This is a genomic window from Pseudarthrobacter sp. KH_020_B (assembly GCF_057840185.1).
Genome location: NZ_CM174506.1, coordinates 3,646,561 through 3,666,867 on the forward strand (window position 1 = coordinate 3,646,561; position 20,307 = coordinate 3,666,867).

Annotated in this window: 22 protein-coding genes and 2 pseudogenes; 13 read left to right on the forward strand and 11 right to left on the reverse strand. The window is 64.7% G+C overall.

Annotated elements, in window-relative coordinates; all coding sequences use genetic code 11:
* Positions 1 to 124: 124 nt before the first annotated feature.
* The 3 genes from AC3IT0_RS16885 to AC3IT0_RS16895 form a co-directional block, all read right to left on the reverse strand.
* Positions 125 to 460 (reverse strand): hypothetical protein, encoded by a 336-nt coding sequence (locus tag AC3IT0_RS16885; RefSeq protein ID WP_489320835.1) that lies wholly within the window; start codon positions 458 to 460, stop codon positions 125 to 127.
* A gap of 146 nt (positions 461 to 606) precedes the next feature.
* On the reverse strand, positions 607 to 918 hold the full coding sequence (locus tag AC3IT0_RS16890) for a type II toxin-antitoxin system RelE family toxin (protein ID WP_489320836.1): 312 nt from the start codon (positions 916 to 918) through the stop codon (positions 607 to 609).
* A gap of 6 nt (positions 919 to 924) precedes the next feature.
* Positions 925 to 1,206 carry a type II toxin-antitoxin system Phd/YefM family antitoxin gene (locus AC3IT0_RS16895; RefSeq protein WP_485842728.1) on the reverse strand — a complete coding sequence of 94 codons (282 nt, stop codon included), beginning with the start codon at positions 1,204 to 1,206 and terminating at the stop codon, positions 925 to 927.
* A 333-nt stretch (positions 1,207 to 1,539) separates the two neighbouring features.
* Here AC3IT0_RS16895 and AC3IT0_RS16900 point away from each other — a divergent pair, with 333 nt between their 5' ends.
* Complete coding sequence (locus tag AC3IT0_RS16900; RefSeq protein ID WP_489320837.1) at positions 1,540 to 1,710, forward strand: hypothetical protein; 171 nt, start codon at positions 1,540 to 1,542, stop codon at positions 1,708 to 1,710.
* Positions 1,667 to 2,215 (forward strand): SDR family oxidoreductase, encoded by a 549-nt coding sequence (locus AC3IT0_RS16905; protein ID WP_489320838.1) that lies wholly within the window; start codon positions 1,667 to 1,669, stop codon positions 2,213 to 2,215. The genes AC3IT0_RS16900 and AC3IT0_RS16905 overlap by 44 nt, the downstream gene beginning before the upstream one ends.
* A 314-nt stretch (positions 2,216 to 2,529) precedes the next feature.
* Here the strand turns inward: AC3IT0_RS16905 and AC3IT0_RS16910 are convergent, their stop codons facing one another.
* The 5 genes from AC3IT0_RS16910 to AC3IT0_RS16930 form a co-directional block, all read right to left on the reverse strand.
* Positions 2,530 to 3,819, reverse strand: a complete 1,290-nt coding sequence (locus tag AC3IT0_RS16910; RefSeq protein WP_489320839.1) for a MinD/ParA family ATP-binding protein — start codon at positions 3,817 to 3,819, stop codon at positions 2,530 to 2,532.
* Between the two features lie 341 nt (positions 3,820 to 4,160).
* The gene (locus AC3IT0_RS16915) at positions 4,161 to 4,298 is read right to left on the reverse strand and encodes a hypothetical protein (RefSeq protein WP_489320840.1); all 138 of its coding nucleotides are present in this window, start codon (positions 4,296 to 4,298) and stop codon (positions 4,161 to 4,163) included.
* Between the two features lie 109 nt (positions 4,299 to 4,407).
* Positions 4,408 to 4,551, reverse strand: coding sequence for a hypothetical protein (locus AC3IT0_RS16920; RefSeq protein ID WP_489320841.1), 144 nt, complete (start codon positions 4,549 to 4,551; stop codon positions 4,408 to 4,410).
* Between the two features lie 67 nt (positions 4,552 to 4,618).
* On the reverse strand, positions 4,619 to 5,491 hold the full coding sequence (locus AC3IT0_RS16925) for a Fic family protein (RefSeq protein WP_489320842.1): 873 nt from the start codon (positions 5,489 to 5,491) through the stop codon (positions 4,619 to 4,621).
* A gap of 39 nt (positions 5,492 to 5,530) precedes the next feature.
* Positions 5,531 to 5,878 carry a hypothetical protein gene (locus AC3IT0_RS16930; protein WP_489320843.1) on the reverse strand — a complete coding sequence of 116 codons (348 nt, stop codon included), beginning with the start codon at positions 5,876 to 5,878 and terminating at the stop codon, positions 5,531 to 5,533.
* 364 nt (positions 5,879 to 6,242) lie between these two features.
* Here AC3IT0_RS16930 and AC3IT0_RS16935 point away from each other — a divergent pair, with 364 nt between their 5' ends.
* A complete protein-coding gene (locus AC3IT0_RS16935; RefSeq protein WP_489320844.1) occupies positions 6,243 to 6,503 on the forward strand; it encodes a GNAT family N-acetyltransferase in 261 nt (86 codons plus the stop codon).
* Between the two features lie 154 nt (positions 6,504 to 6,657).
* Here AC3IT0_RS16935 and AC3IT0_RS16940 read toward each other — a convergent pair.
* Both AC3IT0_RS16940 and xylA read right to left on the reverse strand, forming a co-directional pair.
* Positions 6,658 to 8,195 (reverse strand): annotated as a pseudogene (locus AC3IT0_RS16940) (xylulokinase).
* Positions 8,196 to 8,199: 4 nt separating this feature from the next.
* Entirely contained in the window at positions 8,200 to 9,390 is a 1,191-nt protein-coding gene (xylA, locus tag AC3IT0_RS16945) for a xylose isomerase (protein WP_489320845.1), read from the reverse strand.
* A gap of 218 nt (positions 9,391 to 9,608) precedes the next feature.
* Between xylA and AC3IT0_RS16950 the strand changes: the two are divergent.
* From AC3IT0_RS16950 to AC3IT0_RS16990, 9 genes and pseudogenes are all read left to right on the forward strand, one after another.
* A pseudogene (locus AC3IT0_RS16950) lies at positions 9,609 to 10,867 on the forward strand (FAD-binding protein).
* Positions 10,868 to 10,878: 11 nt separating this feature from the next.
* The gene (locus AC3IT0_RS16955) at positions 10,879 to 12,099 is read left to right on the forward strand and encodes an ROK family transcriptional regulator (RefSeq protein WP_489320846.1); all 1,221 of its coding nucleotides are present in this window, start codon (positions 10,879 to 10,881) and stop codon (positions 12,097 to 12,099) included.
* Positions 12,100 to 12,210: 111 nt separating this feature from the next.
* Positions 12,211 to 13,233 (forward strand): LacI family DNA-binding transcriptional regulator, encoded by a 1,023-nt coding sequence (locus AC3IT0_RS16960; protein WP_489320847.1) that lies wholly within the window; start codon positions 12,211 to 12,213, stop codon positions 13,231 to 13,233.
* Between the two features lie 107 nt (positions 13,234 to 13,340).
* Entirely contained in the window at positions 13,341 to 14,576 is a 1,236-nt protein-coding gene (locus AC3IT0_RS16965; protein WP_489320848.1) for a sugar ABC transporter substrate-binding protein, read from the forward strand.
* 10 nt (positions 14,577 to 14,586) lie between these two features.
* The gene (locus tag AC3IT0_RS16970) at positions 14,587 to 15,567 is read left to right on the forward strand and encodes a carbohydrate ABC transporter permease (RefSeq protein WP_489320849.1); all 981 of its coding nucleotides are present in this window, start codon (positions 14,587 to 14,589) and stop codon (positions 15,565 to 15,567) included.
* Between the two features lie 136 nt (positions 15,568 to 15,703).
* Positions 15,704 to 16,456, forward strand: a complete 753-nt coding sequence (locus AC3IT0_RS16975) for a carbohydrate ABC transporter permease (protein WP_489323831.1) — start codon at positions 15,704 to 15,706, stop codon at positions 16,454 to 16,456.
* A gap of 42 nt (positions 16,457 to 16,498) precedes the next feature.
* On the forward strand, positions 16,499 to 17,275 hold the full coding sequence (locus tag AC3IT0_RS16980; protein ID WP_489320850.1) for a ThuA domain-containing protein: 777 nt from the start codon (positions 16,499 to 16,501) through the stop codon (positions 17,273 to 17,275).
* Positions 17,272 to 18,402, forward strand: coding sequence for a Gfo/Idh/MocA family protein (locus AC3IT0_RS16985; protein ID WP_489320851.1), 1,131 nt, complete (start codon positions 17,272 to 17,274; stop codon positions 18,400 to 18,402). The genes AC3IT0_RS16980 and AC3IT0_RS16985 overlap by 4 nt, the downstream gene beginning before the upstream one ends.
* A gap of 25 nt (positions 18,403 to 18,427) precedes the next feature.
* The gene (locus AC3IT0_RS16990) at positions 18,428 to 19,606 is read left to right on the forward strand and encodes a Gfo/Idh/MocA family protein (protein ID WP_489320852.1); all 1,179 of its coding nucleotides are present in this window, start codon (positions 18,428 to 18,430) and stop codon (positions 19,604 to 19,606) included.
* A gap of 24 nt (positions 19,607 to 19,630) precedes the next feature.
* Here the strand turns inward: AC3IT0_RS16990 and AC3IT0_RS16995 are convergent, their stop codons facing one another.
* Positions 19,631 to 19,927 (reverse strand): antibiotic biosynthesis monooxygenase family protein, encoded by a 297-nt coding sequence (locus tag AC3IT0_RS16995; protein WP_489320853.1) that lies wholly within the window; start codon positions 19,925 to 19,927, stop codon positions 19,631 to 19,633.
* A gap of 149 nt (positions 19,928 to 20,076) precedes the next feature.
* On the opposite strand from AC3IT0_RS16995, the gene AC3IT0_RS17000 reads away from it, so the two are divergent.
* On the forward strand, positions 20,077 to 20,283 hold the full coding sequence (locus AC3IT0_RS17000) for a hypothetical protein (protein ID WP_489320854.1): 207 nt from the start codon (positions 20,077 to 20,079) through the stop codon (positions 20,281 to 20,283).
* Positions 20,284 to 20,307: the final 24 nt, after the last annotated feature.

Sequence of the window (20,307 nt, forward strand, 5' to 3'; positions counted from 1 at the left end):
CAAGGCGCGAACGCCCCACAAAGCGCGAACGGACAGTTAAGCCCCACTTCCATACGCGAACGGACACTTGAGGCCCCTTCGAAACAGGGTCTCAAGTGTCCGTTCGCGCTAAATGGAGTGTGGGTCAGGCGGCGTGGCTGAAGTCGGCCGTATGCGTAGTGGCGCGGCGGGGCGGGAGGATGCTCAGCGTGCAGTGGGTCTGCTGCGGGTCAATCCTGGCGGGCAGGTGATGGGTCTCGGAGCAGACCTGAAGCTGCCGCAGGGCTTCGGGATCCACGCGTGCGTTCCGGACGTCCAATTCCAGGTCCAGGTTGTGCTTCAAAGCGTTGGCGCGTTTCACCACAACGTAGAGGGCCTGGATGCTGTGCACGGTGACGTGGCCCTTGGCGAGAACCTGGGCCTTCGCGTGGTCGAGATCTACACGGACAAGAATGCTGAGCTTTTCGGACAAGATGATCATGCCTTCCTTGCGTGGCTGCGACACTGCAGCCGGGGAGGCCGCGACGCTGCGGCCAGTGGCCGCGCCTCTGCAGCCTCATTCAGAGTAGGCAACGAATGTGATGTGCGCAACATTTGAGCTCAGATATGTCGCGGACACCCCAGCGCCTACCCGGCCATCCGCGGCGGGAGCCTTTCTCCGGCATACTCGGGACTACCTGGCCGGTACACGTCGGCACGGTGGTCGACCCGCAGGATGCTGATGCTGTTGTGTTCCTCATCAATGGAGTACAGGACGCGGTAGGGGCCACGCCTGGCCGAGTGGAAACCGGCCAGGTCCCGCTCCAAGGCCTTGCCTACTCGCTGAGGGTTTCTGGAGAGGTCGCCGTAGACGAATTCGATGATGGCCGTCAGGATCCGGGGAGGCACGGACTTCAGGTCCCGGCGTGCGGTGGGCGAGAAAATGACCTCATATCCCACCGGGGCTCAGCCTTGGTGCTTGGGGACGCCGAACTCTGCCCGGATCTGCTCCTCGGACAGGCCCTTACCCTCGGCTATGTCCTGTTGGGCCTGGGCAAGGTCTTCCCGGATGTTCGGCTGGGAAAGCCAGAACAGGGATTCCTGCAGCGCCTCCCATTCATCGGTTCCGATGATCACGGCCGCGGGTACCCCGTTCTTGGTGATAACCACCTGATCATGGGTCACAGACGCGGCGTCCACGAGCTCGGAAAGCCTGGCCTTCACGGCAGAAATCGGTAGAGTTTGCATGAGTTCATCGTAGGTCCGAATTGTGGTCATCAAAAGACCTGAATTTCTCTGCGCACGGCCGGTGCGGCGGGCCCCGGCGACTTGAGCCTGTCGCCTGCCAGTTCGCGCTTTAGTGGAGGGGCTTAAGTGTCCGTTCGCGCTTAGTGGAGGCCGCCCTGGGCAGGACCTTCCGAGACTAGGGATGGGCAGCGGTCGGGCACACGAGTATCCGCTACCTGTCTTCAGTGCCGCCAACCACGGCCATAGGATCTGAGGATGCATATTGCCGTTCCAGGAGGTACCGGGGCCGTTGGCCAACATGTCTTATCCATTGCCAGGGACCGCGGACATCGGGTGACAAGCCTGACCCGATCAGAAGGCGTGGACCTGTTCACCGGCCGCGGGCTGCACGAAGCCCTGCACGGTGTGGACACCGTAATTGATGTCTCCGGAATCCAGACGATTTCCCACGAGGAAGGCCGTGGACTTTTTCACCGCCGCCACCAGGAACCTGCTCACGGCTGAGGTAGCGGTTCAGTGCAACCACCACATTGCGCTCTCGATCGTCGGCATCGACAGGGCTGTTTCGGGACTGTACGCCGGGAAGCTTGCGCAAGAGGATAGCGTCCGGCACGGAGAAGTACCGTGGACCATACTGCGGTCCACTCAGTTCCACGAGTTTGTCCCCATGGCCATCAGCGCCGCGTCGATTGGCCCGGTGGTCCTGGTTCCTCAGATGATCACTCAGCCGGTCGCAGCGCGGGAAGTCGCTGAGGCGTTGGTGGACGCGGCAGAGCAAGGACCCCGCGGACGAGTTCCTGATCTTGGCGGGCCCCGCCGGGAGGAGCTCGCGGACCTCGTCCGCAAATACTTGCGGAAATCCGGGCAGCGGAAGCTGGTCGTGAAAGTGCCGGCACCCGGCGCCATGGGTCAAGCCATGCGTCGCGGTGACCTGGTCCCGGCGGCAGGCTCCGCCGTCGGGGGCCAGACATACCAAGAGTGGCTGGAAACCAGCCTTCCGATCGGCTAGTGGCGTTGCCTGTGCCGCATGACCGCCGCCGCGAGCCCCATGGTGCCCATAAGGGACCCGAGGATGATTGCCAGACCTGTGAGGTATTCAAGAATGGTCATCGTTGACGCACCTTTCATATGGCTGATGCGCCGACGCTAACGGGCCATGCTCAGGATCAGCCCAAGATGGCCCGGTGCGTTCACTCAAGATTCATAACTAGCCACGTGTGACGGGTTGATCACGTTCTAAGCCCCACCCAAGTAGCTCGCATTTAACGTCGTGAAAACCGTGAATGACGACGTTAAATGCGAGCCAGTTGGGGGAGAAAGAAGCTACCGGTACCCGTCCACGATCGACGCCGCGATTTCCTTGTATGCCCGCCGCGTCTCGGGCTTCAGCACGTCCAGGGTGACCAGGTCGCCGTCGGCCACACCCCTATCGTGCGGGACGGCGATGAGCTGGCGGCAGATCCCGGCCAGGTGTTCCTCGATGGCGTCCTTGTCCACGCGGGAGGAGACCTCGTCCTTGTCCGTGATGACCACCACGGCGTTCCGGGCCAGGTCCTCGTACCCGTGGCTCGCCAGCCAGTGCAGGGTGCTGCGGGCACGCTTGGCCCCGCTCACCGCATACCCGGCGGCGATGATCAGGTTGTCCGCGGACTGCAGGATCCCGCTCATCGCATTGTGGGTCACGCCGGTGCCGCAGTCGGTCAGGGCCACGGAGTAGTAGTTGGAGATGAGCTTGCGGATCCGCAGGTACTCGGCGGCCGTGAGCGAGTCGGAGACCTCCGGGTCCTGCTCCCCCGCGATCAGGTGCAGCCGGCCGGCGTGGTGCATATACCGGGCCAGCGCGGTGAGCGAGTCAACGCCGTCGATGTTCGCCAGCAGGTCCGTGATGGTGCGCGGGCTGGCCTGCTGGTAGATGCCTTCGCCGAGGGCGCGTTCCACGAGGTCGCCGGAGTCCGGGTTGGCGTCGATGGCGCAGGGCGGGTCGCCGCGGAATTCGGCCAGCGTCAGGCCCACGCCCACCGTGGTGGAGGTCTTGCCGATGCCGCCCTTGAGGCTCAGCACCGCGGTGTTGTAGCTGCCCTGCAGCTGGCGGGAGATGCGGCGGGCCAGCTCGTCTTCGTCGCGCTGCTTGGCGCTGGGACCCAGGTTCCAGGCCCCGCCCGTGAGCGAGTAGAGGGCACCGCGGATGCCGCCCACCGGCCGGGGCCTCTGCTCTTTGACGAACAGGCCCGGGGAGCTGATGAAGTCGGGCATGGGGCTCTCGGCGATGACGTCCGCGGCGGTGGGGCGGATACGCCGGAGCGCCTGTGCCGGCTCGGGTGCTTCCTCAGGAACGTACGACGACGGCGGCGCGGCTTCGTCGCCGTCGTGCGCCAGTGCGGGGGTGCCAAAGTCCGGCTCGGCCGGCTGCCCGGCCTGCGGCGTCACCTGCGGCAGCGGGGTCACCGGCGGCATGGCGGGCCGGCGGGTGGGCGCCGGGACGGAAGTGATGGGGGCAGAAGGTGCGGGGCTGAACTGGTCGGCGGCGGCCGCCGCCTCCGCCCAGGAACTGCGGCGCGGCACCGGGGTGCCGGCGTCGGGAGTGCTCGAAAGATCTGGCGTTACGGCTGGCATGGTTCCTGTCTGGGCATCCTGCAGCGCACCATCGGCGCGACGGAGGTCACGGCGTCGCCGGGGCGGTTGCGGTAGCCCTGCATCGTCTGCGATGGGGCGTGCGTTCTGATCCGCCGGATCGGGCATGTCTGTCCCCCCAGGACTTTCGGCACAAGGTTCTGCGGCACTTTACGGACTGATTCAATCAGTAAGTCTAGGCGCTGGGGCAGAAACGCGAGGTCAGCCGCGGGTGAGCGCGGCAATCACGACAGTGGCGGTGAGGACCAGAAGCACGGCCAGAATGGCGTAGGCCTGCCATTTGGGACGGCCTTTATGCGGGTTGATATCGATGTAGGGCATGGCTAGCTGGGGTTACTCCTCGTGGCGGTCACGCGCACTGCGCGTCGCTTCCGGCGCAGCACGTGGTACATCGCGTAAAAGGGAAGCAGGAGTGTGCCCAACAGCGCGCACAGCGCCAGGACATAGTCAATGAGAGCCACAACGGTCTCCGAACGTTAGAGTGATCCCCCATGCGATCAGAGGTCACGCTATCCGGTTCGTCACAGCCCTGACAAGTCGCAGCAATGGGCGCCTATCCGCGGCTATCCGTCACCGGGTGAGCGCGAGCACCACCACCGCCGCCGTGGCCGCTGCCAGCGCGGCCAGTGCAACGTAGGAAACTACCTTGAATCTGCGACGACGGAGCTCGCTCCGGGAGTCGCGCGCGTACTGTGTGCCCCCATATTTCCCCATGCGCCCGAGGCTACAAACACAGCCTCAAGGTTTGATCAAGTGACGCTGAATGTTTCGTTGAAAAGGTTCAGCCGCGGACGCGGCGCCCTGAACGATCCGCAAAGGAGTCCAGGGCGGTGAGGATTTCATCCGAGCGCCAGTGCCGGCCACGCTTGAACTTGTCGAATCCCTGGACAACACCGGCTTCTTCCAAGACCTGCATCTGGCGCCAGATGGTGGCTTGCGAGATTCCCAGCCGGTCCGCCAGCAACTCGGCGTTTACCACTGGCTGGCGGGCCAGGAGGTCAGCGATCGTCCACGCCGCAGCATCCTTACGGGCCCTGATGGCCTCTTTCCACCGGTCTCGGACAGCGGTGATGTCGCCCGCCAATTGCCGGCCATTGTCAATGGCACGGAAGGTTGCCTCAGCTGTAAGCAGGATTATCGGGTCCGGATCCCCTTTCCTGTATGCGGTCAGGGCGTCGTGATAGCCGCTCACGTCGTTGAGGAGGCCGGCCGACACGGGTACGGTCACCGTGCGCGTCAGGCCTTTGTTGCGGAGCATCGCGTGCAGTAGTGCCCGGCCCGTGCGGCCGTTGCCGTCGGTGAACGGGTGAATGGTTTCGAACTGCGCATGTGCTATTGCAGCCTGCGCCAGGATCTGAACATCGTTCCTGCCGGCATAATCCATCAGATCATCCATGAGTTCCAGGACTCGGCGGGAATCCGGGGCTACGAAGTCGGCCCCGGCCGGACTGAGGCTGGAAGTGCCGATCCAAACCGGCTCCTCCCGGAACCGGCCCGCACCCCGCGGATCCGCGTGACGCATAAGTGCGCGGTGCATTTCCAGGACGGTCACCGTTTCCAGGGAGTCGGCAGCGGCCAACGCGGCGTTCATCGCTGCCACGTTGTCCACAACCAGGGTGGCATTTCTTTTGGAGTTATCACCCAGTTCTGCCATCCCAATACTGCGGGCGTTGGCGGTGACGTTCTCGATCTGCTAGGAAGATACGGACTCGGTGCGCAGCAGTATGGCCGAGAAGGGGGCGACGTCGCCGCCCAAGTCGTGGTCGAAGTCCCGGATGGCCAAGGCCGCGTCTTCAACCGCTGCAGTCACCTCACTGGAGGGCGCGTAACGGATGGACGCGATGAATGGCGGGACCGCTGCCTTGTACGGGACGAATGGGTGCTCAGTCATGGTCCGCGGGCCGGCGCCGATCTTGGTCTTCCATTCCAGCCGTTCCCACCCCAGCGGCGGCCAGCCACCTTCCGGCTTGGCTTCGACCGTGACGTCAGCCCCGGCTTCCGACGCGAAGTTTTGTTTTCCGAGCCTGGGTGGCTGTTCCACGGTGTCCTAACTTGAACTGACATTCCTCATTGCAGGGTTTTGCACATCAATCGGAAGTGAAAGGATCGATGCTCAACTATTTCAATTCTGGCAGGATATGAAAAGATCCGCCTCCGCCAGTGAACTGCTGCGCCTTTGCGGCCAGCGCTCCCCGGGTAGGGCCCAGCTTCCTCCGGATGGCCCGCCTTGTCGTTCCCTAATCTGTGCCGACCGATGCGGTTGACTGTCCAGATGGAATCCCACGGATTTGCGGGACTCACCAAGAAGGACGTATCGCACGACGCCGGCACGGTCGCCGACGTGCGTCCCGCACTACTGGAATCACGACGACGGACCGGCACCTTCCGGGCATTACCTCGCCGGGGTGACCGTCCTGCCGGCGTGGCGCCGTCGCCGGGTGGGCGCGGCGCTGACAGAGGAGCGGTTGCAGTGGATCTGGGCCCGGGCGTCGCAGGCCTGGTACATGGTCAATGCGGAAAACCTCGCGTCCATCGAGCTGCACCGCCGCTGGAACTTCAGTGAGGTGGCCCGCCGGCCACGATTCCACACCACTACGTTCACGGGCGGGCTGGGTCTTCTGATGCAGGCCCCGGCGCCCTCAACGTGGCCACGCCCAACGGAATGATCGGCGTCGGCTCAAGCCTTGCCTCCGTCGGAGCCGTCCAAGCCGTAGTCGGGCGGAAGCCCAAGTGGCCGCGAGGCCCCGGCGTTACATCACCACAGTGCTCCACGTTGTTGTACAGCCGCTCAGGGGTAGAGAAGGGGAATGTGGCCCGCTTTCAGGAAAGCGCAGCTTCCTCCCGGGCACTGGCTTTCTTGTAGTTCCCGATCGTCTCCGGCTGAAATTGCGGTACCGGCGTGGCGTCCAGAGCCACATGCCAGTCCGGGCGAACCCCGGTCAGCGCCCACGCAGCCTGCACGGCTGCGCCCCGGGCAACGTATTCACCAGGGCTCGGAACCACGATGGGAAGGTCGAACACCTGGGCCGCAATCCCTTGCACGGCAGGATTCTGCACGGCCCCGCCGATCAGCATCAGCCGCTGGGCGGAATAGCCCAGGGCCTGCAGAGCATCCAGGCCGCCAGCCAGCCGCAGAGCATCCCTTCGATTGCTGCCCGCGCGATGTTGCTGCGCGTTGTGGAGGCAATGCTGAGACCGTGCAGGCTGGCCTTAGCTTGGGGCAGATTGGGCGTGCGCTCCCCCTCGAAGTAGGGCACTAAGACCACGCCGTCCGCTCCCGGCCGGGCCTCAAGTGCCAGCCCCGCGAATTCTTCGAAGTCCACGTCCAGTAGCGTCGCAACGGAGCTGAGCACTCGGGCCGCGTTCAGCGTGACTGTAATGGGTAGGTAGGCTCCGCTGGCGTCAGCGAAACCGGCCACCGTCCCGGAGACATCGCCGTGCAATTGGTCCGCTACCGCGAACACAGTTCCGCTTGTTCCAACGGAGACGACGACGTCACCCCCTTGGGCGCCCAGGCCTAGTGCCGCCGCTGCGTTGTCTCCCGCGCCGGCTCCTACGAGTATCGACTCCCGTGTGTCGTCCCCGAAGGCGGATGCCGCTGTTTGGATCATTCCACCGAGACATCCGGGGTGAACGTGGCCGGCGGCGGCGCCAGGAGCCAGTACGCGGGGAAGCACAACTGCCTCAGATCCCTTTGCGGCGTCCGCGCCCGACGTCCGGCCCGGCTGCGCTTCCCGTGCGTCCCGGCCGAAGGCTAGCGCGAACAAGTCCAGATCGTAGGCGCCGGCGCCGGGGTTCCAGTAGCCGGTGCCGCTGGCATCGGAGCGGTCGGTGGTCAGCTGCTCCAGGTCCGGACCCAGAGGACTGGAGCCTGCCGGGCCGTAGCCGCGCAGGCGCCAGGTCAGCCAGTCGTGCGGAAGCGCCACGGCGGCAACCCTGGCGGCGTTTTCCGGTTCGTGATCGCGGACCCACCGGACTTTGGTGACGGTGAAGGAAGCCACCGGCACCAGTCCGGTCCGTCGGGCGAAGCCCTCCGCGCCTACTTCACGGGTCAACGCGGCAGCAGCGTCCGCGGACCGGGTGTCGTTCCAGAGCAGTGCCGGCCGCACCACATTCCCGTCCGCGGCCAGCAGCACCATGCCGTGCTGCTGCCCGCCGACGGACAACGCGTCCACACCTGCGAGGCCGCCGGCGTCGTCGAATGCTTCGGAAAGCGCCCGCCACCACTCGTCCGGGTGGACTTCTGTTCCACCGGGGTGGCCCGCCCGGCCTTCGCGGAGCAGGACTCCGCTGGCCGCGTCCAGCACCACCACTTTGCAGCTTTGAGTAGAGGAATCAACCCCGGCAACCAGCGTCATGGGATCAGCGTGCCCCGAGCAGGTGCTCGATGAAGAGCTGCTGGAGCTTTACGAATCCGAAGCCCTTACCGCCAAAGTAGGCATCGACGTCGAACTCTTCGTAGGCGGACTTGTCCGCCCGCAACTGCTCGTAGCCTTCACCCGGGTTCAGTGTGGGCTCGTTGATTTGGGCAACCCGGGAAGCCTGCAGCGCTTCCTGCACCTCGGGGTCGGCGCGGAATGCCTTGGCACGCTCTTTCAGGAGCAGGTAGGTCTGCATGTTCGCGGCAGCGGAGTCCCACACACCGTCGATGTCCTCGGTGCGGCTGGGCTTGTAGTCAAAGTGGCGCGGGCCCAGGTAGGACGGGCCGCCGTCGGGACCGCCGTTTTCGAGGAGGTCCACCAGCGAGAACGCGTTCTGCAGGTCGCCGTGGCCGAACACCAGGTCCTGGTCAAACTTGATGCTGCGCTGGCCGTTGAGGTCGATATGGAACAGCTTGCCCTGGTACAGGGCCTGGGCGATGCCGTGGGTGAAGTTCAGCCCGGCCATCTGCTCGTGCCCGGTTTCCGGGTTGACGCCGACAAGTTCCGGACGTTCCAGGGTCTCGATGAACGCCAGGGCGTGTCCCAGGGTGGGAAGCAGGATATCGCCACGGGGTTCGTTCGGCTTCGGCTCGATGGCAAACCGGATGTTGTAACCCTTGTCCGTAACATAGTCGCCCAGCAGGTTCACTGCTTCGCGGTAGCGTTCCAATGCGCCGCGGATATCCTTGGCGGCGTCGTACTCGCTGCCTTCCCGGCCGCCCCACATCACAAACGTTTCTGCGCCGAGCTCGGCGGCCAGATCGATGTTGTCCAGCACTTTACGCAAGGCGAAGCGGCGGACGCCCCGGTCGTTGCTGGTGAATCCGCCGTCCTTGAAGACAGGGTGGCTGAAGAGGTTGGTGGTGACCATGGGAACGATCATCCCCGTGGCCTTGAGCGCGCCCGTCAGCCGGTCAATTTCGCGCTGCCGGTCAGCTGCCGAGCAGCCAAAGGGGAAGAGGTCGTTGTCGTGGAAGGTGATGCCGTAGGCGCCAAGATCGCTGAGCCGGTTGACGGCTTCCACCGTGTCAAGGGGCGGGCGGGTGGCCGACCCGAATTGGTCCTGCGCCTCCCAGCCGACCGTCCAGAGGCCGAAGGAAAACTTGTCTTCGCGGGTGGGCTGGATCGTCATTGAATGCTCCGGGTGGTCGATGTGTTTTTGTTTCGCTATCCAACATATTACGGATTTCTGTGATGTCAACCACCTTGATCCAGAAAATGCGCACCGGGCTTCCCCGAAGAATCAGCAATTACCTAGCCGCCTTGCCGTCACCCCTGTTATGTTGTGGTGACCATCAAATTTGGCCGCGAGGCATCTGGACGAAGGAGTCAACCGTGATTGATCAGCTGGTGGCGGAGCGAAACTGGGCCGGAAACTACGGCTACCAGGCACAGCAGATCGCCCATCCGGCCAGCGTGGAGGAACTCCAGGATCTGGTGGTGCGTGCCCCGAAGGTGCGGGCACTCGGATCCCGGCATTCCTTCAACGCCATCGCGGACACGGCCGGAACCCTGGTGGTGCTGGACAAGCTTGAACCCGGGATCAGGGTGGATGCCGCCAACCTGACAGTCACGGTGAGCGGCGGCGTGCGGTACGGGACGCTCGCCGCGGAGCTGCAGCGGCAGGGCTTTGCCCTGCACAACCTCGCCTCGCTGCCCCACATTTCGGTCGCCGGGGCAGTGGCCACCGCCACCCACGGCTCCGGTGACGGCAACGGGAACTTGGCCACCGCCGTCGCCGGCTTGGAACTGGTGACAGCCGACGGCGGCACCCTCGCCGCGCGCCGTGGCGAGACCGCGGACTTTGATGGCATGGTGGTGGGACTTGGAGCCATGGGCATCGTCAGCAGCGTGACCCTGGACATTGTGCCAGCCTTCGACGTTGCACAGCACGTTTTTGAGAACCTGGACTGGGACCAGGTCCTTGAGAACTTCGACGACGTCACCGCGTCCGCGTACAGCGTTAGCCTATTCACTGACTGGAGCGGGAGCACCGTGGGGCAGGCGTGGCTCAAGTCCCGGGCGGAGGGCCCGCGCCTGAACCCCGGCAGGCAGGATTTCTACGCCGGCACGCCCGCGGCCTCTGCCCGGCATCCGCTCCCGGGCGTCTCCGGAAGCAACTGCACCGAACAACTCGGCGTGCCGGGGCCGTGGTCGGACCGGCTTGCCCACTTCCGGATGGAGTTCACGCCCAGCAAGGGCGACGAGCTCCAGTCCGAGTACCTGGTGCCCCGGGAACACGCTGTAGATGCCATCCGCACACTGCGCAAACTCTCCGGGGTCCTGACGCCTTTGCTCCTGGTTTCCGAGATCCGCACCATTGCGGCGGACCGGTTGTGGCTGAGCCCAATTATGGGCGCGACGGCATCGGCCTGCACTTCACGTGGCGGCAGGACCAGCCCGCGGTCGAGGCGGTGCTGCCACTCCTGGAGGCGGAACTCGCCCCGTTCGCCGCAAGGCCCCATTGGGGCAAACTGTTCGACGGCGGCGCTGCCGCGATCGGGCCCCTGTATCCACGCTTTAATGACTTCAAAGCCTTGGCGGACCGGCTGGATCCTGCCGGCAAGTTCCGCAACCGGTTCCTGAACCACATGATCTTCGGCTACTGATATTGTCACCGATGATGCCCCCAGCAACCCGACTCCCCGCAACGGCCAATGATCCCGATCCGTCCCGACGGAACAACCTTGCCTTGATTACATCGCTGGTGCACCACCATGGTGTGCTCAGCCGTGCGGAGCTAACCCGGCGGACGGGGCTGAACAGGTCAACAGTGGGGACACTGGTGGGCCAGCTGGTGGCCCTCGGACTCGTCTTTGAGGCGGCGCCTTCGGGCGAAGCCCAGGTGGGCCGTCCCAGCCCGGATGTCCGGCCTGATCCGTCCACGGCGGCACTGGCTGTGAATCCGGAGGTGGACGCCGTCACCATCGGGCTGGTGAGCCTCGGAGGAAAGGTCCAGAAGAAGATCCGCTTCGCCACGGAACGGATCCCCACGGCCAAGGAAGCAGTCAACATCGCTGCCGCCGTCATTGCAGGGATGCGTTCGGAGCTCGATGCTTCCTATCGGATCACCGGCATCGGCATGGCCGTACCAGGCTTGGTCAACCGCGCGGACGGGGTGGTCCGGCACGCCCCGCATTTGGGTTGGCGCGACGAACCCGTGGCCCGGATGATGGGCGAGGCCACCGGCTATCCATGCTGGGCGGACAATGACGCCTCGCTGGGCGCGGAGGCTGAACTCATCTTCGGAGCCGGCGCCGGACGCGGCAACCTGATTTACCTCAACGGCGGCGCCAGCGGCATCGGCGGCGGCGTCATTACCGACGGGGCGCTGCTGCGCGGGTCTTCCGGATACGCCGGCGAACTGGGACACACCTTTGTGCGCACCGACGGCCAGACGTGCCATTGCGGCGCCACTGGCTGCCTCGAAACCGAAGTGTCCCAGTCCCCGCTCTTTGAACTGGCAGGACTGGGCGGGGGCGACGCCCGGCAGCTCGAAGAAGCACTCCGCTCCAAGGGCAGCGCAGAGCTGGCCGGGGAAGTCGCACGCCAGCTGAGCTACCTGGGAATAACCCTCCGGAACGCCGTCAACACGTTCAACCCGGACGCCATCGTGCTCGATGGGTTCCTGGGCATTCTGCACGCGCTCTCCCCCGGCACCCTGGACGGCTTGCTCCGCACCCAGGCCCTGAATGGGGTGTCCGGCCAGGCGAAGATCTACCGTGCCGCACTGGGCTCCGACCTCATGACGATCGGGGCAGCTGAGCTGGCCTTTGCCCATTTGCTGGCGGACCCGGCCAGCATCGGCGCCCCGCCCGCGCCCAGCTCAAAGGATCGCTGAGCAAGGCTTGCAGGCCGGTGTGATGCATGCCATACTAATTCTCGATACGCATCGACGATGCGTATCGACAGCCCAGAAACAGTTCACCGGAGAGCGAAAGGAGGCCAGGACATGCCCACAAGCAAGGACGTAGCCCAGGCCGCCGGAGTAGCCCAAAGCACGGTGTCCTACGTACTCAGCGGCAAGCGGCCCATTTCCGAGAAGACCCGCAAAAAGGTGGAGGCCGCCATCGAGCAGCTCACCTACCAGCCCAACGCCGGCGCCCGCGCCTTGGCGGGACGCAGGACCCATGTGATCGGTTTGGTCATTCCGTTCATCCCCGAGCTCCACATGGCGTCGATCATGGAATTCGTCTCCGTGATCGCCAACACCGCCCGCCAATACGATCACGACATCCTGCTGGTCACGGAGGATGAAGGCGCCCCCGGCCTCCAGCGGGTGGTTGGCCAACAGATCTGCGACGGACTCATCCTCATGCAGGTGGAAGGCGACGACGAACGGCTGCCCGTGGTCCGCAGCCTCAACGTGCCAGTGGTGCTGATCGGCATCCCGCGTGACCCCTCCGGCCTGGTCTGCATCGATGCTGACTTTGAAATGGCCGGCGAACAGTGCGTACGGGACCTCGCCGAGGCCGGCCACTCCGTGGTCTCCGTGATTGACTGGCCACCCGAGGTGGTGGACCGCCGCGTGAACTACGTAGACCGCTTCATGCGTGGCACCACCAAAGCCGCAGACAACCTCGGCGTCACAGTACTGCACCTGCCGGGCGGCACGGACCGCGGAGTCGTTACCGATTCCGTGGACAAGGCCTTGGCAGAATCCACCGGGGTTCCCGCGTTCATCGCACCGGACGGCACCGTCCAGGACGTCCTGCGGCGGGTACTTGCCAGCCGCGGCCTGACGCCCGGCGTGGACGTCTCGGTGATCGGCAGCGCCTCACACACACTTGCCGAGCTCCAGCCGATCCCGCTTTCCACCATCGACCTCCGCCCGGCCGAAGTCTCCCGCCGCGCGGTCAAGATCATCTGCGAACTCCTCCAGGCCGACACCCCGGGACCACACGAATCCCTGGAGTTGGTACCTACGGTCATCACGCACCGTTCCTCCACGCTCCGTCCACCCCACGGTGCCTGACCCTTCCCAACGCTTCACCATGCCGAAAATCCGTTACCGAACTCATCGATACGCATCGTCGATACGCATCGATGATCTCTTCGATTCCCATAACAAAGGAACAGACAATGAAGTCAGCACTCAGGACCACCCGTCCGCTCGCCTTGGCCGTTGCCACGCTCGTCGGCCTGCCGTTGTTCATCTCAGGCTGCGGGGCCTCCCCCACTGCCTCCTCCGCGGAGGCCGTCACCGAGATCTCCGTGATGGACTACTACAACAACGAGCCGGACAAGTCCTTCATCGGCGACGCCCTGACCGCCTGCGGCACCAAGGCAGGCGTCACCATCAAGCGCGAGACCGTCCCCGGCAAATCGCTGATCTCCAAGGTGCTCCAGCAGTCCTCCTCCAAGACCCTGCCGGACGTCCTCATGCTGGACAACCCGGACCTGCAGCAGATCGCCGCCACCGGGGCGCTGGCTCCGCTGGGCGACTTCAAGATCAGCACGGATGACTTCGCTCCCGGGGTCCTCAGCGCCGGCACCTACAAGGACAAGGTCTACGGCCTGGCCCCCACCGTCAACACGATCGCCCTGTTCTACAACAAGGACATCCTGGCCAAGGCCGGAGTCACGCCGCCCACCACGTGGGATGAGCTGAAGACGGCGGCGGCCAAGCTGACTGCCGGCGACCAGTACGGACTGGCTTTCAACGCCAACCCCACTTACGAAGGAACGTGGCAGTTCCTCCCCGTGATGTGGTCCAACGGCGGCGACGAAAAGAAGATCGACACTGCCGAGACCGAGCAGGCCCTGGAGCTCTGGACTGATCTGGTCAAGAAAGGCTCAGTGTCCTCCTCTGCCCTCAACTGGACCCAGGCAGATGTGAAGGACCAGTTCCTGGCCGGCAAAGCCGCCATGATGGTCAACGGCCCGTGGCAGATCCCGTCCCTCGACAAGCAGGCCACCCTCCAGTACGGAGTGGTCAAGGTTCCGGTCCGGGAAGCCAGCCAGACGGCCGTAGCCCCGCTGGGCGGGGAAGTGTGGACCATCCCGCAAACGGGCAACAAGGCACGTCAGGCCAAGGCCGCCGAGGTGGTTGCCTGCCTGAACAGCGACGAAAACCAGCTGGCTCTGGCCAAGGTCCGCAACACCATTCCGTCCAAGACCACGCTGGCGGAGACGTTCGCTTCCGAGAACCCCAAGCTCGCAACGTTCACCGAACTCATCAAGACTGCCAGGGCACGCACCGGCCAGTTGGGCGAAGAATGGCCCGCCCAGGCCACCAAAATCTACACGGCCATCCAGACAGCCCTGACCGGGAAGGCTTCGCCGGCCGATGCCCTGAAGCAAGCCCAGGGACAGTAAGTAGCCTGCCATGTCACTGACAACCGATTTGTCATCCGCCACGAACCGGACCGGGACTGAGAAGTCCCGGTCCGGGCAGGCACCGCAGGCCCCGAGGCGGCGCACCCGCCAACGCCGTGAGCGCCTCTTCCAGTGGCTGTTCCTGGTGCCCGCCGTGGTCTACATGGCGCTGTTCTTCGGCTACCCCGTGGTCAAGAACGTCGTCATGAGCTTCCAGGACTACACAACCGCAACGTTTTTCACCGGTGAGGCCCCCTGGGTTGGGCTGGCCAACTACGCGACAGTAGTGTCGTCGTCGTTGTTCTCCACCTCCCTGCTTAACACTGCGCTGTTCACGCTGGGGTCCATCCTGGGCCAGTTCGTGATCGGCCTCGCCCTCGCCATTTTCTTCCAGCGCAAGTTCCCGCTCAACGGGATCCTCCGGTCGCTGCTCCTGCTCCCGTGGCTCCTGCCCCTCATCGTTTCGAGCGCCGTATGGCGGTGGATCCTGGACAAGGACAGCGGGGCGCTGAACCGTTTCCTGGGCGACTTCGGCATCATCGATACCGGAGTGCCGTGGCTGACGAGCACGTCACTGGCACTGATCGCCGTCGTCGGCGTGAACATCTGGATCGGCATTCCCTTTAACCTGACCATCCTGTATGGCGGCCTGCAGGAAATCCCGGATGAGCTGTACGAGGCCGGATCCCTGGACGGCGCGACGGGCTGGAAGGCGTTCCGGCACATTACCTGGCCCATGCTCAAACCTGTGGTGAGTGTGGTTCTGGTGCTCGGCGTCGTGTACACGCTCAAGGTGCTGGACATCATCCTGGGCCTGACGAACGGCGGGCCCGCCAACTCCACCCAGACCATCGCCACCCAGTCCTACAACCTGTCCTTCCACGAGTTCAAGTTCGGTGAGGGCGCGGCCCTGGGCAACATTCTGGTGATTATTTCCCTGGTCTTCGCCGTCCTGTACCTCCGTGCCAGCCGACGCGCAGTGGATGAGTGAGGAAACAATGACGACGCAAATCACCGAACGCACCGGCCGGATCAAGGCGTCCGGCGCCAGACGAAGCAAGACCGGCCCCGCGCCGGACCGGAAGAGCTGGGGGTCCACGGCCTTGGCCATCTTTTTCCTGGCCGTCATGCTGTTCCCGGTGTACTGGATGGTCAACGCCTCGCTGCAGCCCAACGGCACCACCGTGGAAACATCCTGGCTGCCGTTGAAACCCGATTTCACCGGCTACGTCACGGCCATCAGTGAACAGGGCGGGAACCTGGTCACCAGCCTCGTGATCTCCCTCGGCAGCGTGGCACTGAGCCTGGCCATCGCGGCACCGGCGGCCTACGCCCTGGCCTATTTCAAAGTCAAGGGTGCCGGCATCGTACTGTTCGCCATCCTGATCAGCCAGATGATCCCCGGGATCGTAGTGGCCAACGCCTTGTACACCGCGTACAACGATTTGGGCCTCCTCAATTCGATTCCAGGCCTGATACTTGCGGACTCCTCGCACGGTATTCCGTTCGCGATCCTCATCATCAGGGCCTTCATGAACGGTCTGCCCACCTCAGTCATCGAGGCGGCGCGCGTCGACGGCGCGGGCCACATAAGGGCGTTCTGGTCGATTGTGCTTCCGCTGAGCCGGAACTCCCTCATCACGGCGGGCCTGTTTACGTTCCTGTTCGCCTGGAGCGACTTCCTCTTCGCTCTGACCCTGACCACTACGGAGGACGTGCGTCCGGTCACCCTGGGCATCTTCCAGTACATCGGCGCCTATGTGAACGACTGGAGTTCAGTCATGGCGACGGCGGTACTCGCCTCAATCCCGGCCATCGTCCTTCTTGTCGCGGCACAGAAATACATCGCGGCGGGCACCACCGGCGGAGCAGTCAAGTAATTGCTCCGTCCCTTCAATCAAAACAACGCTTAAGGAGAAAACATGACTGACAACAGCACCCCCATCCGCGTCACCGTCTGGAGCGAGAACCGGCATGAGCAGCGCGACGAAAACGTGGCCCGCCTGTACCCCGAGGGCATGCACGGCGCCGTGAAGGCGGGCATCGAGGAAAACCTGGGCTCCGCCGTCGAGGTACGTACCGCAACCCTGGACGAGCCCGAGCACGGCCTCACGGAGGAGGTGCTGGAAAACACCGACGTCCTGACGTGGTGGGGGCACATGTCCCACGGGGACGTGGACGACGAGATCGTGGAACGCGTCCACCGCCACGTCCTGTCCGGAATGGGCCTGATCGTGCTGCATTCAGGGCACTGGTCCAAGATCTTCACCAAGCTCATGGGCACCTCCTGCACCCTGCGCTGGCGGTCCGAGCAGGACCGCGAACTTGTGTGGACCGTGGACCCGACGCACCCCATCGCCAAGGGTGTGCCGCACCCCATCGTGATCCCCGAGCAGGAAATGTACGGCGAATTCTTCGACATCCCCACCCCCGAGGAGCTCGTGTTCATCAGCTCCTTCAGCGGCGGCGAGGTCTTCCGCTCCGGCTGCACGTTCCGCCGCGGCCACGGCAAAATCTTCTTCTTCAGCCCCGGCGACCAGGACTACCCGGTCTACCACCACAAGGACGTCCGCCGCGTCATCTCCAACGCCGTCGAATGGGCGGTCACCGACCGCCCGGAGCGCGCCTATCCCGAATTGCTGCGCTACGAAACCAACGATTTCTTCAACGGCAAGAGCTACCAGGGGGCCAACGCGTGAGCACTCCGTTCGCTACCATTCCCGACGACGGCACCCTGCTTCGCGTCGTCGTCGTCGGCGCCGGGGGCATGGGGCGCGCCTGGCTCAACGCCGTGGAGCAGTCCACCCTGGTGGAACTGGCCGGCATCGTGGACCTTGACCTTGAGGCCGCCCGAGCAGCTGCAGCGGCGCTGGGCCGGCCGGACCTGCCCGTGGGCAGCAGCACTGCCAAGCTGGCAGCCGACGTCGGGTCCCAGGCCGTCATCAATGTCACCGTTCCTGCCGCTCACCACCCGGTCACCACCGAGGCGCTTACTGCCGGTCTTCCGGTGCTGGGTGAAAAGCCGGTGGCGTCCACGGTGGCGCAGGGGCTGTCCCTGGCCGCGGCCTCGGAGCTCACCGGCCAGCTGTTCATGGTCAGCCAGTCCCGCCGGTATAACCGCCGGCTCTTTGCAGCCAAGCGGCTCGCGTCATCGCTGGGCGGCGTAGGAATCGTGTCGGCGGAATTCTTCAAGGCCCCTCACTTTGGCGGCTTCCGGGATGCGATGGACCATCCTCTGCTGCTCGACATGGCCATCCACCAGTTCGACATGGCACGGTTCCTGCTGGACGCGGATCCCGTGTCCGTCTTCTGTGAGGAGTACAACCCGTCCTGGAGCTGGTACCGCGGGGACGCCGGCGCCACCGCCATCTTCGAAATGTCAGGCGGCGAGCGCTTTGTCTTCACCGGCAGCTGGTGCAGCCCTGGACAGGAGACGTCGTGGAACGCTGCCTGGCGCATCAGCGGGGAGCATGGCACCGTCCTGTGGGATGGTGACAACGAGCCGGTGTCGTCACTGGGTTCAGACGAGGGCTTCAGCGAAGATCCGGGCCAGGAAATTGCCGGGTCCCTGCGCGATTTTGTGGCCGCCCTTCGCACCGGAAGCGTCCCGATGGGCCAGGTGCACGGGAACATCATGAGCCTGGCCATGGTTGAGGCCGCCATCGCCAGCGCCTCGACGGGCAGCCGGGTCTCGGTGGACCGGCTGCTTGAAGAGTCGTACCAGAAGTGCCTTGCCACCGAACGCAACCCCGAGGTACTGGAGGTTCTGCAGTCCTGGCCTTCTGTCAGGGTTGCCCTCTCCGCTGAACCCAGCCGCCTGCCGTGAAGTCAGACCTGAAAGGCCGTGTCCAGTGACCGTACCCAAGCCCTTGAGGGTTGGCCAGGTTGGCTACTCGTTTATGGGGGCCGCCCACTCCCATGCCTGGCGGACCGCCCCGCGGTTCTTCGACCTCCCCCTTGCCCCGCAGCTGACGGCCCTGGCCGGCCGGAACGAAGCCTCCGTGCGGGCGGCCGCCGGCAAGTTGGGGTGGGACTCGGCGCACACGGACTGGAGGGAACTGATCGAGCGGAACGATATCGACCTGATCGACATCTGCACGCCCGGCAACACCCACGCCGAGATGGCGATCGCCGCCCTCGATGCAGGCAAACATGTGTTGTGCGAGAAACCGCTGGCCAACTCGGTGGCGGAGGCGGAACGTATGGCGGAAGCCGCTGCTGCCGCCGCGAAACGTGGCGTGTTCGCGATGTGCGGATTCACCTACCGCCGCACGCCCGCTCTCGCCCTGGCCAAGCGGTTCGTGGCGGAAGGCCGGCTCGGGCCCCTCCGCCACGTCCGCGCCCAGTACTTGCAGGACTGGCTCAGCGACGAAACCGCCCCCATGACCTGGCGGCTGGACAAATCCAAGTCCGGGTCCGGTTCGCTGGGAGACATCGGAGCGCACAGCATCGATGCCGCCCAATGGATCACCGGGCAAAACATCACCGGAGTCTCGGCCATCATGGAGACTTTTGTGAAGGAGCGGCCGCTGGCCGGCGATCTTGTGGGCCTGGGCGGGCACGGCGATTCAGGCGCAGGCACGCCGCAGGGGACCGTCACAGTGGACGATGCGGCGATCTTTACCGCCAGGTTCGACGGCGGCCCGATCGGGGTGTTCGAGGCCACCCGGTGTGCGCTGGGGCGGAAGAACGCCATGCGGCTCGAGATCAACGGGACCAAGGGCTCACTCGCCTTTGATTTCGAGGACATGAACGTCCTCTGGTTTTACGATGCTGCGGCGGAGCCCGACGCCGGGTTCCGCCGCATCCTGGCCACGGAACCGTCCCACCCCTACTCGGGAAACTGGTGGCCCACCGGCCACGGTCTCGGCTACGAACACGGCTTCACCCACCAGGTGGTTGACCTCGTGACGGCGATTGCGGAAGGGCGCCAGCCGGAACCCTCGTTCGCCGATGCCCTCCAGGTCCAGCAGGTGCTGGCCGCCGTCGAATGCAGCGCGGCCATGGACAGCCGCTGGCAGAGGGTCTAACAGGATCCCGCACGTAACGAGCGTCTACATCACCACAACAGGCTCGTAGTGCTCCACGGTTGGAAACGGCGAGTAGAAATGATGCAGGAGCGCGCGCCATTCCTGGTACTCGGCCGATCCTCGGAAACCCTCGGTATGGTCCTCCAGCAGCGCCCATTCCACCAGCAGCAGGTACGTGGATGAATTCTCGATGCAGCGCGACAGTGTGAGGCCCTGGAATCCGGGCATGGAGCCAATTATCGATTTCGCCTTGCTAAAAGCATTCTCGAATTCGTCCTCCATGCCGGGCCGGACTGAAAGCAATGCGTGTTCGGTAGTCACCCAACCATCATGCCTGAGGCCTCACAGGACGGGGCGCAGCTGAGGCAGCGGCCGGGAGACACGCTAAATTCGAGCACTTCGGTAGATGAATCCCCTTTCGCCCCGTGCAGGTCGTCTGGAGCTGCCGCTGTAGCCACACGACGGCCGGAATGCACGGAGCGAAAGAGAGCCAGTCATGGCCGGTTACCTGCGTCCGCTGCGGCGCCGACGGCGGGCTGACGCTGCACTCCATCACCACCGTCAGCCCGCCGCCGGACGTCCTGGTCTTCGGCGGGCACTACGTCCACTGTGGGCAGCCGATGCACAAGATCAGCTCGAAGGTGCGGAGACTCAGCGCCCGGGGCTTTTCTGAATAAGCGAACGACGACGGCGCGCCCAAG

Coding starts and splice junctions, on each gene's coding strand:
- AC3IT0_RS16885 (WP_489320835.1), bottom strand. CDS start 460: ATGATCATCTTGTCCGAAAAGCTCAGCATTCTTGTCCGTGTAGATCTC.
- AC3IT0_RS16895 (WP_485842728.1), bottom strand. CDS start 1,206: ATGCAAACTCTACCGATTTCTGCCGTGAAGGCCAGGCTTTCCGAGCTC.
- AC3IT0_RS16910 (WP_489320839.1), bottom strand. CDS start 3,819: ATGCCAGCCGTAACGCCAGATCTTTCGAGCACTCCCGACGCCGGCACC.
- AC3IT0_RS16920 (WP_489320841.1), bottom strand. CDS start 4,551: ATGGGGAAATATGGGGGCACACAGTACGCGCGCGACTCCCGGAGCGAG.
- AC3IT0_RS16925 (WP_489320842.1), bottom strand. CDS start 5,491: ATGGCAGAACTGGGTGATAACTCCAAAAGAAATGCCACCCTGGTTGTG.
- xylA (WP_489320845.1), bottom strand. CDS start 9,390: ATGACGATCCAGCCCACCCGCGAAGACAAGTTTTCCTTCGGCCTCTGG.
- AC3IT0_RS16955 (WP_489320846.1), top strand. CDS start 10,879: ATGATGCCCCCAGCAACCCGACTCCCCGCAACGGCCAATGATCCCGAT.
- AC3IT0_RS16960 (WP_489320847.1), top strand. CDS start 12,211: ATGCCCACAAGCAAGGACGTAGCCCAGGCCGCCGGAGTAGCCCAAAGC.
- AC3IT0_RS16965 (WP_489320848.1), top strand. CDS start 13,341: ATGAAGTCAGCACTCAGGACCACCCGTCCGCTCGCCTTGGCCGTTGCC.
- AC3IT0_RS16970 (WP_489320849.1), top strand. CDS start 14,587: ATGTCACTGACAACCGATTTGTCATCCGCCACGAACCGGACCGGGACT.
- AC3IT0_RS16975 (WP_489323831.1), top strand. CDS start 15,704: ATGCTGTTCCCGGTGTACTGGATGGTCAACGCCTCGCTGCAGCCCAAC.
- AC3IT0_RS16980 (WP_489320850.1), top strand. CDS start 16,499: ATGACTGACAACAGCACCCCCATCCGCGTCACCGTCTGGAGCGAGAAC.
- AC3IT0_RS17000 (WP_489320854.1), top strand. CDS start 20,077: ATGCACGGAGCGAAAGAGAGCCAGTCATGGCCGGTTACCTGCGTCCGC.